Origin of the sequence: Streptomyces tanashiensis, from assembly GCF_014648895.1 — a bacterium.
GTDB lineage: Bacteria > Actinomycetota > Actinomycetes > Streptomycetales > Streptomycetaceae > Streptomyces > Streptomyces tanashiensis.
Genome location: NZ_BMRZ01000003.1, coordinates 211,807 through 228,459 on the forward strand (window position 1 = coordinate 211,807; position 16,653 = coordinate 228,459).

Annotated in this window: 12 protein-coding genes; all 12 read left to right on the forward strand. The window is 71.7% G+C overall.

Annotation, left to right across the window (positions count from 1 at the left end):
- The first annotated feature begins 166 nt into the window (after positions 1-166).
- The 12 genes from IE237_RS11580 to rpmA all read left to right on the forward strand — a co-directional run bounded on the left by IE237_RS11580 (position 167) and on the right by rpmA (position 16,578).
- Positions 167-1,186 carry a rod shape-determining protein gene (locus IE237_RS11580; protein ID WP_017239313.1) on the forward strand — a complete coding sequence of 340 codons (1,020 nt, stop codon included), beginning with the start codon at positions 167-169 and terminating at the stop codon, positions 1,184-1,186.
- 62 nt (positions 1,187-1,248) lie between these two features.
- Positions 1,249-2,277 carry a rod shape-determining protein MreC gene (mreC, locus tag IE237_RS11585; protein ID WP_189801824.1) on the forward strand — a complete coding sequence of 343 codons (1,029 nt, stop codon included), beginning with the start codon at positions 1,249-1,251 and terminating at the stop codon, positions 2,275-2,277.
- Positions 2,274-2,942: a rod shape-determining protein MreD gene (gene mreD / locus IE237_RS11590; RefSeq protein WP_189801825.1), complete on the forward strand. Its 669-nt coding sequence runs from the start codon at positions 2,274-2,276 to the stop codon at positions 2,940-2,942. The genes mreC and mreD overlap by 4 nt, the downstream gene beginning before the upstream one ends.
- A 19-nt stretch (positions 2,943-2,961) precedes the next feature.
- On the forward strand, positions 2,962-5,175 hold the full coding sequence (mrdA, locus tag IE237_RS11595) for a penicillin-binding protein 2 (protein ID WP_189801826.1): 2,214 nt from the start codon (positions 2,962-2,964) through the stop codon (positions 5,173-5,175).
- A gap of 8 nt (positions 5,176-5,183) precedes the next feature.
- Positions 5,184-6,383 carry a rod shape-determining protein RodA gene (gene rodA, locus IE237_RS11600; protein ID WP_189801827.1) on the forward strand — a complete coding sequence of 400 codons (1,200 nt, stop codon included), beginning with the start codon at positions 5,184-5,186 and terminating at the stop codon, positions 6,381-6,383.
- 19 nt (positions 6,384-6,402) lie between these two features.
- Positions 6,403-7,923, forward strand: coding sequence for a CYTH and CHAD domain-containing protein (locus IE237_RS11605; protein WP_189801828.1), 1,521 nt, complete (start codon positions 6,403-6,405; stop codon positions 7,921-7,923).
- Positions 7,924-7,973: 50 nt separating this feature from the next.
- Complete coding sequence (locus IE237_RS11610; RefSeq protein WP_189801829.1) at positions 7,974-9,905, forward strand: TIGR03960 family B12-binding radical SAM protein; 1,932 nt, start codon at positions 7,974-7,976, stop codon at positions 9,903-9,905.
- Between the two features lie 61 nt (positions 9,906-9,966).
- On the forward strand, positions 9,967-10,629 hold the full coding sequence (locus IE237_RS11615; protein WP_189801830.1) for a hypothetical protein: 663 nt from the start codon (positions 9,967-9,969) through the stop codon (positions 10,627-10,629).
- A gap of 230 nt (positions 10,630-10,859) precedes the next feature.
- The gene (locus IE237_RS11620; RefSeq protein WP_189801831.1) at positions 10,860-11,651 is read left to right on the forward strand and encodes a TIGR03936 family radical SAM-associated protein; all 792 of its coding nucleotides are present in this window, start codon (positions 10,860-10,862) and stop codon (positions 11,649-11,651) included.
- Between the two features lie 235 nt (positions 11,652-11,886).
- Positions 11,887-15,741 (forward strand): Rne/Rng family ribonuclease, encoded by a 3,855-nt coding sequence (locus tag IE237_RS11625; RefSeq protein WP_189801832.1) that lies wholly within the window; start codon positions 11,887-11,889, stop codon positions 15,739-15,741.
- Positions 15,742-15,989: 248 nt separating this feature from the next.
- Positions 15,990-16,310, forward strand: coding sequence for a 50S ribosomal protein L21 (gene rplU, locus IE237_RS11630; RefSeq protein WP_015033583.1), 321 nt, complete (start codon positions 15,990-15,992; stop codon positions 16,308-16,310).
- A gap of 13 nt (positions 16,311-16,323) precedes the next feature.
- Entirely contained in the window at positions 16,324-16,578 is a 255-nt protein-coding gene (gene rpmA / locus IE237_RS11635; protein ID WP_015033582.1) for a 50S ribosomal protein L27, read from the forward strand.
- Positions 16,579-16,653: the final 75 nt, after the last annotated feature.

Below are 16,653 nucleotides of genomic sequence, written 5' to 3' on the forward strand. Positions count from 1 at the left end.
TTTCGGTCGCCCCCAGGCATATGAACGCCAATCCCGGGAACGGATCGCCGCGTCCTGCCGTCACCAGTACTGAGGTGGACCAACGCGCGCCATTCACGCGGGCGGCACTACGATGGAAAACTCCACGCCGCACCACTCTCAGCCATGGGAAATCAAGGGGAACACAATGTCGTTCATCGGCCGTGACATGGCTGTCGACCTCGGGACCGCCAACACGCTGGTGTACGTCAGGGGTCGAGGCATCGTTCTGAACGAGCCGTCAGTCGTCGCCATCAACACCAACACCGGGGGCATCCTCGCGGTCGGCGCCGAGGCGAAGAAGATGATCGGCCGGACCCCCGGCAACATCGTCGCCGTGCGCCCGCTCAAGGACGGTGTGATCGCCGACTTCGAGATCACCGAGCGGATGCTCCGCTACTTCATCCTCAAGATCCACAAGCGCCGCTACCTGGCCCGCCCCCGCGTCGTCGTCTGCGTGCCCTCCGGCATCACCGGAGTGGAGCGCCGCGCCGTGATCGAGGCGTCGACCCAGGCCGGCGCCCGCCAGGTGCACATCATCGAGGAGCCCATGGCGGCGGCCATCGGCTCGGGCCTCCCCGTCCACGAGGCCACCGGAAACATGGTCGTCGACATCGGCGGCGGCACCACCGAGGTCGCCGTCATCTCCCTCGGCGGAATCGTCACGGCACAGTCCATCCGGGTCGCCGGCGACGAGCTGGACAACGCGATCATCCAGCACATCAAGAAGGAGTACTCGCTCCTCCTCGGTGAGCGCACCGCCGAACAGATCAAGATCACCATCGGCTCCGCGTACGACCTCGACAAGGACGAGCACACCGAGATCCGCGGTCGCGACCTCGTCTCCGGTCTGCCCAAGACCGTCGTCATCTCCGCCGCCGAGGTCCGCAAGGCCATCGAGGAGCCGGTCAACGCGATCGTCGACGCCGTGAAGACCACCCTCGACAAGTGCCCGCCGGAGCTCTCCGGTGACGTCATGGACCGCGGCATCGTTCTCACGGGTGGCGGCGCCCTGCTCCGCGGCCTCGACGAGCGCCTCCGGCGCGAGACCGGCATGCCGATCCACATCGCCGAGGACCCGCTGGACTCGGTGGCGCTCGGCTCCGGCAAGTGCGTGGAGGAGTTCGAGGCCCTCCAGCAGGTCCTCGACGCTCAGCCGCGCCGCTAGCGACGACGTTTCAACCGAAAAGCCGAACAACCGAACCACGAGGAAAGGCACGGCCGCCGCACGTGAGGGACACACGAGAGAGCCGGCTGCTCCTGGTGCTGCTGATCGCCATCGCGTTCGCACTGATCACGGTGGACATCCGCGGCGGTCAGGAGTCACCCGTCGACGGTGCCCGACAGGCCGCAGCGGCGGTCTTCGGGCCGGTCGAGAACGGTGTGGCGGCCGCCGTCGATCCCGTCGGCAACGCCATAGGCGCGGTACGGGACTCCGGCGAGCGGCACACCCGGATCGCCGCCCTGGAGAAGGAGAACGCCGAGCTCAAGGCGGAGCTCGGCAGCGACGACCGCAACCGCAACCGGCTGCACGAGCTCGACACCATGCTCAAGACCGCCGGCGCCGGGCAGTACGGCATCAAGGGTGCCCAGGTCATCGCCATAGGAGCGGCCCAGGGCTTCTCCTGGACCGTCACCATCGACGTCGGCGCCCGCGACGGCATCAAGCGGGACATGACCGTGCTCAACGGCTCCGGCCTCGTCGGCCGCGTCACCACCGTCGGCCCCTCCACCTCCACGGTCCTCCTCGCCAACGACCCCGACTTCACCGTCGGCACCCGCATGGAGAAGAGCGACGAACTCGGCTTCGCCACCGGCCAGGGCGACAGCCCCCTCCTCGTCCAGCTCCTCAACGGCAAGGCCAAGGTCAAGCCCGGCGACCGGCTCGTCACCTTCGGCTCCCGCGCCGACAAGCCCTTCGTGCCCGGCGTCCCGGTCGGCGAGGTCGTCCGCGTCGACCCGGCGGGCGGCGGCCTGACCCGCAACATCTACGTCCGCCCGTACGTCGGCTTCACCAAGCTCGACATCGTCGGCGTCGTCGTCCAGGCCCCGCGCTCCGACCCCCGCGACATGGTCCTCCCGCAGAAGCCCAAGCCCGCGCCGACCGTCACCGTCACGGTCACACCACCGCCACCGGACGGACAGCAGGCGAACCAGCAGAACCAGGGCCAGAATCAGGACCAGGCGGCACAGGGCCGTGACCAGAACGACGGCCAGGACCAGCAGGCGCAGCAGGACCAGGGGGGCGTGACACCGTGAAGTTCAACCGCATCCTCCTCTCCGCCACCCTGATCGTGGTGGCCCTGGTCGTCCAGGTCTCCGTCCTCGCCCGCCTCCAGCTCCCCGGCGCCGTCCCCGACCTCGTCCTCCTCACCGTCGTCGGCCTCGCCCTCGTCTACGGACCCGTCGGCGGCTCCCTCATCGGCTTCACCGCCGGCCTGCTCGCCGACCTCGCCCCGCCCGCCGACCACGCCGCCGGCCGCTACGCCCTCGTGCTCTGCGTCATCGGCTACCTCGTCGGCCTCGCGAGGCCGGAGAACGGCCGGCTGACCTCCGCGACCGGCCCCATGGCCGTCGTCGTCGCCGCGGCCGTCGGCTCCACGCTCCTCTACGCGGGCGTCGGCGCCCTCGTCGGCGACACCGCCGCCCGCCATGTCGGCCTCGGCTTCCTGCTGTTCACCGCGGCCGTGTACGACCTGCTCCTCGCGCCCTTCACGGTGCCGCTCATCATGGCCCTGGCCCGCCGCGCGGAGAACGACCCGCTCGCCGACGCCGGCGGCGGCAACGGCGCCGACGTCGCCTCCGGCTGGCTCTCCTCCGGCACCGGCCTCAGGATCGGTGCCCAGCGCGGCGGACTGCGCGTGAAGGCCGCCCGGAGCCGCGCCTCACGCGCCGGACGCATCAAGGGAGTCAAGCGACTGTGACCGAGGGGGCACCGGCAGCATGAGCAACATCCCCGAGACAGGGCGGACCCCCCGGGTCCAGATCCGGCTCGTCGTCATCCAGATCCTCGTCTTCTCGCTGCTCCTCACCCTGGGGGGCCGGCTCTGGTACCTCCAGATCCGGAACGGCAAGGAGTACACGGACGAGGCCAAGAACAACCACGTCCAGCAGGTCGTCCAGCCCGCCGTCCGCGGCTCGCTCCTCGACGCCCGCGGCGTCCCGCTCGCCGACAACGAGACCCGGCTCGTGGTCTCCGCGTCCCGCACCGAGCTGATGAAGATGAAGGACCGGGGCAAGGCCGTCCTGACCCGGCTCGCCGACGTCCTCGACATGAAGCCCGACGACGTCATCAACAAGATCCGGCTCTGCGACTCCAAGACGCCCAAGCCCTGCTGGAACGGTTCGCCCTACCAGCCGATCCCCGTCACCGACGAGGCCACCACCCAGCAGGCCCTCCAGATCCGCGAGCGCGCCGAGGACTTCCCCGGCATCACCGCCGAGCCCACCGCCGTCCGCCGCTACCCGGCCCCCGGCAAGTCCCGCACCTCGCAGGTCCTCGGCTACCTCTCGCCCGTCACCGACGCCGAGATCGAGAAGGCCAAGGACACCGACTCGCCGTTCCTCCGCTCCGACCAGGTCGGCCGCTCCGGCCTGGAGCGCACGTACGACAAGGAACTGCGCGGCAAGGCCGGCGTCACCCGCTACGAGGTCGACAACCTCGGCCGCGTCATCGGCCAGGCCAAGAGCGACCCCGCCGTGCCCGGCTCCAACGTCGTCACCTCCATCGACGCCCGCGTGCAGGCGGTCGCCGAGTGGGAGCTGTACAACGCGATGCTGGAAGCCCGCAAGACGTACGACAAGAACACCAGCGAGAACTACAAGGCCGACGCGGGCGCCGTCGTCGTCATGGAGAACAAGACCGGCCGCATCGTCGCCATGGCCTCCCAGCCCGACTACGACCCCAACGCCTGGGTCGGCGGCATCTCCGCCAAGGACTACGCCGCCCTCACCGGCAAGGACTCCAACTTCCCGCTCCTCAACCGGGCCATCCAGGGCCAGGCCGCCCCCGGCTCCATCTTCAAGGTCATGTCGACCACCGCCGCCGTCAACGCCGGATACGAGTTCAACGGCCGCTACCCGTGCCCGTCCTCGTACTCCATCGGCGGCCAGGTCTTCAAGAACTTCGAGTCCCAGGGCCACGGTTCCATCACCCTCGGCCAGGCCCTCGAGGTCTCCTGCGACACCGTCTACTACGCCCTCGCCCACCAGCAGTGGCTCAACGACGGCGGCATGAAGCCGAAGAAGGACGCCAAGGACTGGTTCTACCGGACGGCCCACCAGTTCGGCCTCGGCGCCGAGACCGGCATCGACCTCCCCAACGAGGTCACCGGCCGCGTCCCCGACCGCAAGTGGAAGCAGGACTTCTGGGCGGCCAACAAGGACTACTGGTGCAAGATCGGCAAGCGCGGCGGCACCTACGTCCAGCAGCTCTCCTACGAGAACTGCCTCGAAGGCAATCTCATGCGCGCCGGTGACTCCGTCAACTACTCCATCGGCCAGGGCGACACCCTCGTCACCCCCATCCAGATGGCCACCATCTACGCGGCCATCGCCAACGGCGGCACCCTCTGGAACCCCACCGTCGGCAAGGCCGTCATCAGCCCCGACGGCAAGAAGGTCACCGAGATCAAGCCCAAGTCCCACGGCAGGCTCCCGATGACGGCGGAGACCCGCGGCTTGATAGAGGAAGCCCTCGCGGGAGTCGCCACCCGCGGCACCGCCGCCTGGCGATTCGGCGGCTGGCCGCAGGACAAGATCCCGATGCACGCCAAGACGGGCACCGCCGAGGTCTACGGCAAGCAGACGACCTCCTGGTTCGCCACGTACACCAACGAATACACGATCGTCATGACGATCTCCCAGGGTGGCACCGGCTCCGGCGCCTCGGGCCCCGCCGTGCGCAACATCTACGACGCGCTCTACGGACTCGACGACGCCGGCAACCAGGACCTCAAGCGGGCCCTGCTGCCGCAGCCGCAGAAGACCCTGCCGAAGATCGAGGCCGACGGCTCCATCGACGCGCCGAAGATCAAGCCGTACGACCCCGAGGCACAGAAGGTCGACCCGGACGCGCCCCCGAAGACGCCGGACGGCACCAAGAAGCCGGACGACGACGACCAGACGCTCGCGGGCCCGCCCGCGCACCGGGACTAGGAGGACCCATGACCGCACCCCACGGCTTCTCCGTCTCCCGGTACGCCCCCGAGCGGGGGACCCTCGCCAGACTGGCCGCCCGTGACTCGGTGCTGCGCCGGCTCGACTGGCCCATCCTGCTCTCGGCGCTCGCCCTCTCCGGCATCGGCTCCCTGCTCGTCTGGTCCGCCACCCGCGGCCGCACCGAGCTCAACAACGGCGACCCGTACTACTTCCTCTTCCGGCACGTGCTCAACACCGGCATCGGGCTCGCCCTGATGATCGGCACGATCTGGCTCGGCCACCGCACCCTGCGCGGCGCGGTGCCGATCCTCTACGGCCTCTCGATCGTGCTGATCCTCGCCGTCCTCACCCCGCTCGGCGCCACCATCAACGGCGCCCACGCGTGGATCGTCGTCGGCGGCGGCTTCTCCCTCCAGCCCAGCGAGTTCGTGAAGATCACGATCATCCTGGTCATGGCGATGCTCCTCGCCGCCAAGGTCGACGCCGGGGACCAGCTCCACCCCGACCACCGCACCGTCGCCAAGGCCCTGGCCCTGGCCGCGCTCCCCATGGGCATCGTCATGCTGATGCCCGACCTCGGCTCGGTCATGGTCATGGCCGTCATCGTGCTCGGCGTGCTGCTCGCCTCCGGCGCCTCCAACCGCTGGGTCCTCGGCCTCATCGGCGCCGGCGTCCTCGGCGCGGTCCTCGTCACCGCCCTCGGCATGCTCGACGAGTACCAGATCAACCGCTTCGCGGCCTTCGCCAACCCCGACCTCGACCCCGCCGGAGTCGGCTACAACACCAACCAGGCCCGCATCGCCATCGGCTCCGGCGGCCTCCTCGGCGCCGGCCTCTTCAAGGGCTCCCAGACGACCGGCCAGTTCGTGCCGGAACAGCAGACCGACTTCGTCTTCACGGTGGCGGGCGAGGAACTCGGCTTCGTCGGCGCCGGACTGATCCTCGTCCTCCTCGGCGTCATCCTCTGGCGCTCCTGCCGGATCGCCCGCGAGACCACCGAGCTCTACGGCACGATCGTCGCGGCCGGGATCATCGCCTGGTTCGCCTTCCAGTCCTTCGAGAACATCGGCATGACGCTCGGCATCATGCCCGTCGCCGGCCTGCCGCTGCCGTTCGTCTCGTACGGCGGGTCCTCGATGTTCGCCGTGTGGGTGGCGATCGGACTGCTCCAGTCGATCCGCGTACAGCGCCCGATGACGGCGTGACGGCGACTAGATTCGACCCATGGGAACGGCGGAGACGAAGCGCGAGATCGAGCGGAAGTACGAAGCCACCGGAGACACTCCCGTACCGGACCTCACCCGGGTCCCCGGAGTCGCGACCGTCGTGGACCAGGGCGTCATGGAACTCGACGCCGTCTACTACGACACGCCCGACCTGCGCCTGGCCGCGGACGGTGTGACCCTCCGCCGCCGCACCGGCGGGAGCGACGCCGGCTGGCACGTCAAGTTCCCCGTCGCCGCCGGCGTCCGCGACGAGATCAGGACCCCGCTCAGCGACACCCTGCCGGGTGAGCTGGCGGGGCTCCTCCGTTCCCGCGTCCGCGACGGAGAGGTCGTCCCCGCCGTCCGCCTCCGCTCCGCCCGCGACGTCCGCCACCTCCTCGACGCCGACGGCACCCTCCTCGCCGAACTCTCCGTCGACGCCGTCCACGCCGAACGGCTGCCCGGAGGGCCGGAGACCTCCTGGACCGAGATCGAGGTCGAACTCGCGGACGACATCGACCCGGACCTCCTCGACGCCGTCGAGAAGCGCCTCCGGAAGGCCGGCATCCGCCCCTCCGCGGCCCCCTCCAAACTGGCCAGGGCCCTCACCGAGACCGGCGTGGAACCCAGGCCCCCGGCCACCCCCGGGAAACCCGGCACCGCCGCGGCCGTCGTCCTCGCCTACGCACGGGAACAGGCCGACGCGATCGTCGCGCTCGACCCCGCCGTACGACGCGACCTGCCGGACGCCGTGCACCAGCTCCGCGTCGCCTGCCGCCGGCTCCGCAGCGCCTTCAGGACCTACCGCCGCGTCCTCGACCGGGACCTCACCGACCCGCTCGGCGACGAACTGAAGTGGCTCGCGGGCGAACTCGGCGTCGCCCGCGACCAGGAGGTCCTCGACGCACGGCTGCGCGCCCGCGTCGCGAACCTGCCCCCCGAGCTCACCCTCGGCCCCGTCACGACCCGGCTGCGGCACCGGGACGCCGCGCTCGCCAGGAACGCCCGCCACCAGGCCCTCGCCGCCCTCGACTCCGACCGGTACCTCGCCCTCCTCGACGCCCTCGAAGCACTCCTCGCCGACCCGCCGCTGCGCAAGGCCGCCCGCCGCGACGCGCGCGCGGTCCTCGCCCGCGCCGTGCGCAAGGACCACCACCGCCTCGGCGGCCGGATCGAACACGCCCTCACCCTCGACGCCGGCCACGAGCGCGACCTCGCCCTCCACGAGGCCCGCAAGGCCGCCAAACGCGCCCGCTACGCCGCCGACGCGGCCGGCCCCGCCCTCGGCAAGCCCGCCGAGCGCCTCGCGAAACGCCTCAAGGCCGTCCAGTCACTCCTCGGAGAACACCAGGACTCCGTCGTCGCCCGCGCCGCCCTCCGCGAATTCGGGATCATGGCCCAGGGGGTCGGCGAATCGGCCTTCACCTGGGGACTTCTGTACGGCCGCGAGGAGGCCGCGGCCGACGCGGCCGCGCGGGAACTGCCCCGGGTCTGGGCCCGGGCCTCGGCCCGAGGGCTTCGCGCGGATCCGACCCGCTGAGCACCGGGTACGCTTGAGAGTCGCCCCCTGCCAGCTCACGAAGGTTCGAGATGTCTGCTGCCGAGTCTGTCTTCCCGCAGCTCGAAGCTCTGCTCCCGCACGTGCAGAAGCCGATTCAGTACGTCGGTGGAGAGCTGAACTCCACGGTCAAGCCGTGGGAGTCCGCCGACGTCCGCTGGGCGCTGATGTACCCGGACGCGTACGAGGTCGGTCTGCCCAACCAGGGCGTCATGATCCTCTACGAGGTGCTGAACGAGCGCGAGGGCGTCCTCGCCGAGCGCACCTACAGCGTGTGGCCGGACCTCGAAGAGCTGATGCGCGAGCACCGCGTGCCGCAGTTCACCGTGGACAGCCACCGTCCCGTCGGCGCGTTCGACGTCTTCGGCCTGAGCTTCTCCACGGAGCTCGGCTACACCAACATGCTCACGGCCCTCGACCTCGCGGGCATCCCGCTGGAGGCCAAGGACCGGACGATCGACCACCCGATCGTGCTCGCCGGCGGCCACGCCGCCTTCAACCCCGAGCCGATCGCGGACTTCATCGACGCGGCGATCATCGGCGACGGCGAGCAGGCCGTCCTCGACATGACCGAGATCATCCGCGCCTGGAAGGCCGAGGGCCGGCCGGGCGGGCGCGAGGAGGTCCTCTTCCGCCTCGCGAAGACCGGCTCGGTCTACATCCCGGCGTTCTACGACGTGGAGTACCTGCCGGACGGCCGCATCGGCCGTGTCGTGCCGAACAAGTCCGGTGTGCCGTGGCGCGTCTCCAAGCACACCGTCATGGACCTCGACGAGTGGCCGTACCCCAAGCAGCCCCTCGTCCCGCTCGCGGAGACCGTCCACGAGCGCATGTCCGTCGAGATCTTCCGCGGCTGCACCCGCGGCTGCCGCTTCTGCCAGGCCGGCATGATCACGCGCCCCGTGCGGGAGCGAAGCATCACCGGCATCGGCGAGATGGTCGAGAAGGGCCTCAAGGCGACGGGCTTCGAGGAGGTCGGCCTCCTCTCCCTCTCCTCCGCCGACCACACCGAGATCGGTGAGATCGCGAAGGGCCTCGCGGACCGCTACACGGACGACAAGGTCGGCCTGTCCCTCCCCTCGACCCGCGTCGACGCGTTCAACGTCGACCTGGCGAACGAGCTCACGAGGAACGGCCGCCGCTCCGGCCTCACCTTCGCCCCCGAGGGCGGCTCCGAGCGCATGCGCAAGGTCATCAACAAGATGGTCTCGGAGGAGGACTTGATCCGGACCGTCTCCACCGCGTACGGCAACGGCTGGCGCCAGGTGAAGCTGTACTTCATGTGCGGCCTGCCGACGGAGACCGACGAGGACGTCCTCCAGATCGCCGACATGGCGATGAACGTGATCGCCGAGGGCCGCAAGGTCTCCGGCCAGAACGACATCCGCTGCACCGTCTCCATCGGTGGTTTCGTCCCCAAGCCGCACACCCCCTTCCAGTGGGCACCGCAGCTGTCGGCCGAGGAGACGGACGAGCGTCTGCGCAAGCTCCGGGACAAGATCCGCGGCGACAAGAAGTACGGCCGCTCGATCGGCTTCCGCTACCACGACGGCAAGCCCGGCATCGTCGAGGGCCTCCTCTCCCGCGGCGACCGCCGCCTCGGCGCGGTCATCCGCGCGGTGTACGAGGACGGCGGCCGCTTCGACGGCTGGCGCGAGCACTTCTCGTACGACCGCTGGATGGCCTGCGCCGAGAAGACGCTCCCCGAGGTCGGCGTGGACGTCGCCTGGTACACCACCCGCGAGCGCACCTACGAGGAGGTCCTGCCCTGGGACCACCTGGACTCCGGTCTCGACAAGGACTGGCTCTGGGAGGACTGGCAGGACGCCCTCGACGAGACCGAGGTCGAGGACTGCCGCTGGACCCCGTGCTTCGACTGCGGCGTCTGCCCGCAGATGGACACGCACATCCAGATCGGCCCCACCGGCAAGAAGCTGCTGCCGCTGACGGTCGTCAACCAGTAACGCTTGAGTGACGGCCCGGCGAAGGGGAAACCCTTTGCCGGGCCGTCGCGTCATTTCCGGCATGAACACGGAGAAGAGCAGGTCGCAGCCCCAGAACGAGCCCGGGGGCTGCCTCACGGGGGTGGCCCGTGCGATCGCCCTCGTGGTGGTCCTGCCCGTCCGGCTCGTGTGGGACGCCCTCGTCTTCTGCCTGCGGCAGCTGTGGCGCTGGGTCCTCGCCCCGATCGGCCGAGTCCTCGGGTGGCTCATCCACCACCTGATCGTGATCCCGCTGCGGTTCCTGTGGGAGTGGGTGCTCGTCCCCGTCGGCCGGGCCCTCTGGTGGGTGATCGACCTGCTGGTCGTCACACCGCTGAAGTGGCTCTGGCGAGCGGTGCTCCTCCCCGTACTCAAGGCGCTGTGGTGGGTCGTCGACCTGCTCGTCGTCACTCCGCTCGGCTGGCTGTGGCGGCATGTGCTCGCGCCCGTCGGGCGGGCGATCGGTGCCGTGCTCGCCTGGGCCTGGGACGTGGCCGGCCGCGTCTCGCGGGTCGTCGGCCGCGCGATCGGCTGGGTGTTGTGGAACGTGATCGGCCGACCCCTCGCCTGGACGTACCGGGTGATCCTCACTCCGGTCGGCCACTGGCTGCGCACCTGGGTGTGGCGACCGGTCGCCGCCGCCGCGCGGGCCGTCCGCACCGCCGCCCGGGAGGTGCGCGCCGCCCTCTTCGGCGGACCCCGCTGACCCGGCCCGGGGAACCGGAGGCGGCCCGGGCGCGTACTCTGGGTAGTACAACGAACGTCCCCGGCGCGGCGCCCGCCCCCGAGATCTCCCCGCGGAAGCGGGGGTGAACCGGGCGGGACCCCCAGGGCAACCCGTACATCTCGTGGACGGCGCGCACCCGCGCCGCCCCGCACCGAGGAGAAGAACCACTGGGCAAGCGACAGCCCGAAGGCCCGCCGCCCGCACCGGCGGTGCAGCGCATCCGACTGCGCTACACCAAGCGCGGCCGCCTCCGGTTCACCAGCCACCGTGACTTCCAGCGCGCCTTCGAGCGTGCGCTGCGCCGTGCCGAGGTGCCCATGGCGTACTCGGCGGGCTTCACCCCGCACCCCAAGGTGTCGTACGCCAACGCCGCCCCGACGGGCACGGGCTCCGAGGCCGAGTACCTGGAGATCGCGCTCACCGAGGCCCGCGACCCGGAGACCCTGCGGGCCCTGCTCGACGAGTCCCTCCCGGCCGGCCTCGACATCACCGACGCCGTCGAGGCCCGGACCTCGGGTCTCGCCGACCGGCTCACCGCCTCCGTGTGGGAGCTGCGCCTGGAGGGCGTCGAGGTCGAGGACGCCGAGAAGGCCGTCGAGGCGTTTCTCGCGGCCGAGACGGTGGAAGTACAGCGCAAGACCAAGAACGGAGTCCGTACCTTCGACGCCCGTTCCGCTGTCACCGAGCTGACGGCCACCCGTCCCCAGGGCGATCCCCAGGGTGATAGGCCGCTGGACAGCGCCTGTGCGATACTGCGGCTGGTTGTTCGGCACGTGACACCTGCCGTGCGACCCGACGACGTCCTGTCCGGTCTCCGAGCTGTGGCCGACCTGGCGCCGCCGGTCCCCGCTGCGGTGACCAGGCTGGCGCAGGGGCTCTTCGACGAGGAGTCCGGCACGGTGACCGACCCGCTCGCGCCCGACCGCGAGGCAGTCACGGCCGCTTCACCCACGGCCGCCGCGACCGCCCCGGCGACGGCGCCGGGTACCGGTACCGCGTAGGGAGCGGTCGTCGTAGCGCCGCCCTGGTACTCGGGAGCCACCTGGGTCGGGCAGCGCACTGACCAGGAGACTTTCGCCAGGCCGTCCGCACAGGGCGTACGGAACCGGCGAGCCAGACATACAGCTCCCGTGCGGCGCCCGCGCCCCGGACGGCGGCACCGCGCCACAGGCGCGACCGTGCCGCCGGACCGGAACCAGGCGCGGCGCCCGGGAGCGTGACGGGAGAACCGCCCGCATGCTCGAGTCCAACGAAGACACCAACGCCCCCGGTGACAAGCTGCCGCCGCGCCGTAGGCGCCGCGCCGCTTCCCGCCCCGCCGGTCCGCCGGTGACGGGCGCCACCGCCGAGACCCCGGCGGCCGCCGAGGCCCCCGCCGAGGCCGCCCCGGCCGAGACCGAGGCCCCCGCGCCGCGCACCCGCCGCCGCGCCACCCGCAAGGCCACCGCTCCCGCCGTGGAGGCCGCGGCCGAGCCGGTCGTCGAGCCGGTCGTGGAGACCGCCGCGGCCGAGGTCGCCGAGGAGGCCCCCGAGGCCGCCCCCGCCCGCCCGCGCCGCCGCGCCACCCGCAAGGCCACCTCGCCGGTGACCTCCCCGGCCGCCGTGGAGGAGACCGCGGAGACCGCGGAGCCCGTCGCCGCCGCCGAGGCCGCGGAGCCCGCCGTCGAGGCCGCTCCGCCGGCCCGTACCCGCCGCCGTGCCACCCGTAAGGCCACCGCTCCGGCCGGTGCGCCGGCCGCCGTCGAGGAGACCGCGGTCGCGGCCCCCGCCGCCGAGCCGGTCGCCGAGGCCGCCGAGCCGGTCGCCGCCGAGGCCGCGGAGCCCGCCGTCGAGGCCGCTCCGCCGGCCCGTACCCGCCGTCGTGCCACCCGCAAGGCCACCGCGCCCGCCGGAGCGCCCGCCGCCGAGGAGGCAGCCGAGCCGGCCGCCACCGGCGAGTCGCTGCCCCGCGCCGCCGTCGAGCAGATCGCCGCCGACGAGGCCGAGGTCGCCGCCGCCGAGACCGCCGCCACCCGTGGCCGCGGCCGCCGCCGCGTGACCTCGCCGCAGTTCACCTCCGAGCCGGCCCCGGCCCGCGAGCCGCGCCGTGCCGCGCGCCCCGCCGTCGCCGTCTTCCAGGCCCCGGTCTTCGCCGAGCCGATGTTCCAGACGCCGGAGACCGCCGCCGCGGCCGCCGCCGCCGTGGTCGAGGAGCCGGAGGAGGACGAGCTCGTCGAGACCGTCGAGACGGTCGAGGCCGAGGTCGTGGAGGCCGCCGAGCCCGAGGCCGCCGAGCGCGCCGAGACCGGCTCCCGCCGTCGCCGTCGCCGCCGCGGCGAGCCCGTCGCCGTCGAGCCCGTCCCGGCCACCGTCGCCGACGAGCCCGAGGTCGAGGCCGTCGCCGACGAGGTCGAGGAGACCGAGGAGGCCGAGGAGACGGACGAGTACGAGGACCGCCCGTCCCGCCGTCGCCGCCGCGGCGGCCGTCGCCGCCGTCGCGGCGAGCTCACCGAGGTCGAGGAGACCGAGGAGGGCGAGGAGCCGCACGCCGAGGACGAGACCGAGGAGTCCGAGGAGGGCGAGGAGGAGTCGGACGACGCCGAGGCCTACGCCGGCGGCTCCAGCAGCTCCCGTCGCCGTCGCCGTCGCCGCCGTCGCAGCGGGGACGCCTCCGCCGACGCCGAGGCGGGCGACGAGGACGGCGTCCGTACGGTCGTCAAGGTCCGCGAGCCCCGCCCGGCCCGCGAGAAGGCCGAGCCGTCCGACGAGGTCCAGTCCATCAAGGGCTCGACCCGTCTGGAGGCCAAGAAGCAGCGCCGCCGCGAGGGCCGCGAGCAGGGCCGCCGCCGCGTCCCGATCATCACCGAGGCCGAGTTCCTGGCCCGCCGCGAGGCCGTCGAGCGCGTCATGGTCGTCCGCCAGAGCGGCGAGCGCACCCAGATCGGCGTCCTGGAAGACAACGTGCTCGTCGAGCACTACGTCAACAAGGAGCAGGCCACCTCGTACGTCGGCAACGTCTACCTGGGCAAGGTCCAGAACGTCCTGCCGTCGATGGAGGCCGCCTTCGTCGACATCGGCAAGGGCCGCAACGCCGTCCTGTACGCCGGTGAGGTCAACTTCGAGGCGCTCGGCATGGGCCACGGCCCCCGCCGCATCGAGTCCGCCCTCAAGTCCGGCCAGTCGGTCCTCGTGCAGGTCACGAAGGACCCGATCGGCCACAAGGGCGCCCGTCTGACCAGCCAGGTCTCCCTGCCGGGCCGCTACCTCGTGTACGTCCCCGAGGGCTCGATGACCGGCATCAGCCGCAAGCTCCCGGACACCGAGCGCGCCCGCCTGAAGACCATCCTCAAGAAGATCGTCCCCGAGGACGCGGGCGTCATCGTGCGCACCGCCGCCGAGGGCGCGAGCGAGGACGAGCTGCGCCGCGACGTCGAGCGACTGCAGGCGCAGTGGGCCGACATCCAGAAGAAGGCCAACCAGATCTCGTCGTCCGCGCCGAGCCTTCTCTACGGCGAGCCGGACATGACCGTCCGGGTCGTCCGCGACATCTTCAACGAGGACTTCTCCAAGGTCATCGTCAGCGGCGACGACGCGTGGGAGACCATCCACGGGTACGTGAACCACGTGGCCCCGGACCTGACCGACCGCCTGTCCAAGTGGACGAGCGAGGTCGACGTCTTCGCGACGTACCGGATCGACGAGCAGCTCATGAAGGCGCTGGACCGCAAGGTCTGGCTGCCGAGCGGCGGCTCGCTGGTGATCGACAAGACCGAGGCGATGATCGTCGTCGACGTCAACACCGGCAAGTTCACCGGCCAGGGCGGCAACCTGGAGGAGACCGTCACCAGGAACAACCTGGAGGCGGCCGAGGAGATCGTGCGCCAGCTGCGGCTGCGCGACCTCGGCGGCATCGTCGTCATCGACTTCATCGACATGGTCCTGGAGTCCAACCGCGACCTGGTGCTGCGCCGCCTCCTGGAGTGCCTGGGCCGGGACCGGACCAAGCACCAGGTGGCCGAGGTCACCTCGCTCGGCCTGGTCCAGATGACCCGCAAGCGGGTCGGCCAGGGCCTCCTGGAGTCCTTCTCCGAGACCTGCGTCCACTGCAACGGCCGCGGCGTCATCGTGCACATGGAGCAGCCGGCCACCGCCGGTGGCGGTGGCGGCGGCAAGCGCTCGAAGAAGCGCGGCCGCGGCGGCGCCGAGCACGCCCACGAGCACGAGCACGCCGAGGCCGTGGAGACCGAGACCGCGGAGGTCGAGACCGAGGCCGAGGTCGCCGCGGAGCTCGCCGCCCCGATCGCCCTGCCGGAGCCGATCGCCCCGGACGAGGAGCTGTACGGCTCCGTCGCCGAGGCCGAGGCCGCCGCCACGCGCGGTCGTGGCCGTCGTCGTGCCACCCGTCGGGTGTCCGCCCCGGTCGTCTCGACGCCGGTCGCCCCGGCGCCGGTCGTGGAGACCGAGGCCGTCGTGTTCGAGCCGGCGCCCGTCGCCGAGCCCGAGCCGGCCGTGGAGCCCGCCGTCGAGCAGGTCGCCGAGCCGGTCGTCGAGGCCGTGGCCGAGACCGTGGTCGAGGAGACCCCCGCCCCGGCCCCGCGCGGCCGTCGTCGTGCCACCCGTCGGGTGACGTCTCCGGTCGTCTCGACCACGGACGCGGTCGCCGAGGTCGTCGCCGAGCCGGTCGTCGAGACCGCTCCGGAGCCCGTCGTGGCGCCGGAGCCGGTGGTCGAGGCCGTCGCCGAGCCGGTCGTCGAGCCCGTCGTCGAGGAGGCCCCCGTGGCCGCCCCGCCGCGTGCCCGTCGCCGCGTGGTCCGCAAGGCCACCGCTCCCGCCGGTTCGCCCTCGGGTGCCGAGGAGGCGGCCGTGGTCGTGGTGACCACGGCTCCCGCCGAGGCCGCCGATGAGGTGGCCGAGGCCCCGGTCGAGACCGAGGCGGAGGCCGCGCCGGCCAAGAAGACGGCCGCGCGCAAGACCGCCAAGAAGACCACGGCGAAGAAGGCCGCCACCAAGAAGACGGCGGCGACCAAGAAGACGGCCGCGAAGAAGACCACCGCCAAGAAGGCCCCGGCCAAGAAGGCGGCGGAGAAGACCGCGGCTCCGGCCCAGGACTGACCTGCCGGTGCGGGCCGCCCCCTCCGGACGGAGGAGGCGGCCCGCACCGCACGGGCGAATTTGACCCTCTGCGGCAGCCGCCCGTAACCTAGACCGTCGGCGTGTCTGTAGATGCGCTGCGCCTCTGAGCACCTCCCTCCCGCTCGCCGGGAGAGGCCGCTCGTCCGATTCCGGAACGCCGCGGGCCCCCGGGCCCGTGTGAGCGGCTGGCTTCAGAGGTTTCGATCCCGAGTGAGAGAGAGATCCGCGTGTACGCCATCGTGCGCAGCGGTGGTCGCCAGCACAAGGTTGCTGTCGGCGACATCGTTGAGGTTGACAAGATTTCCACTGCCAAGGTTGGCGACACGGTCGAGCTCTCGACCCTGCTCGTTGTCGACGGCGACGCCGTGACCAGCGACCCGTGGGTCCTGGCCGGTATCAAGGTCACGGCCGAGGTCGTGGACCACCACAAGGGCGCCAAGATCGACATCCTGCGCTACAAGAACAAGACCGGCTACCGCCGTCGCCAGGGTCACCGTCAGCAGTACACGGCGATCAAGGTCACCGGTATCCCCGCGGCTGCGAAGTAAGAGGGACTGAGACATGGCACACAAGAAGGGCGCATCGTCCACCCGGAACGGGCGCGACTCGAATGCCCAGCGGCTCGGCGTGAAGCGCTTCGGCGGTCAGGCCGTCAACGCGGGTGAGATCCTGGTCCGCCAGCGTGGCACCCACTTCCACCCGGGCTCGGGTGTCGGTCGCGGTGGCGACGACACGCTGTTCGCCCTGCAGGCCGGCGCGGTGCAGTTCGGCACCCACCGTGGCCGCAAGGTCGTGAACATCGTTCCGGTCGCCTGATCGGAACTCTTTGCGGAGGCGGACCTCACTTCCCGTACGGGAAGCGGGTCCGCCTTTCGCGTGTTACTAGATAGA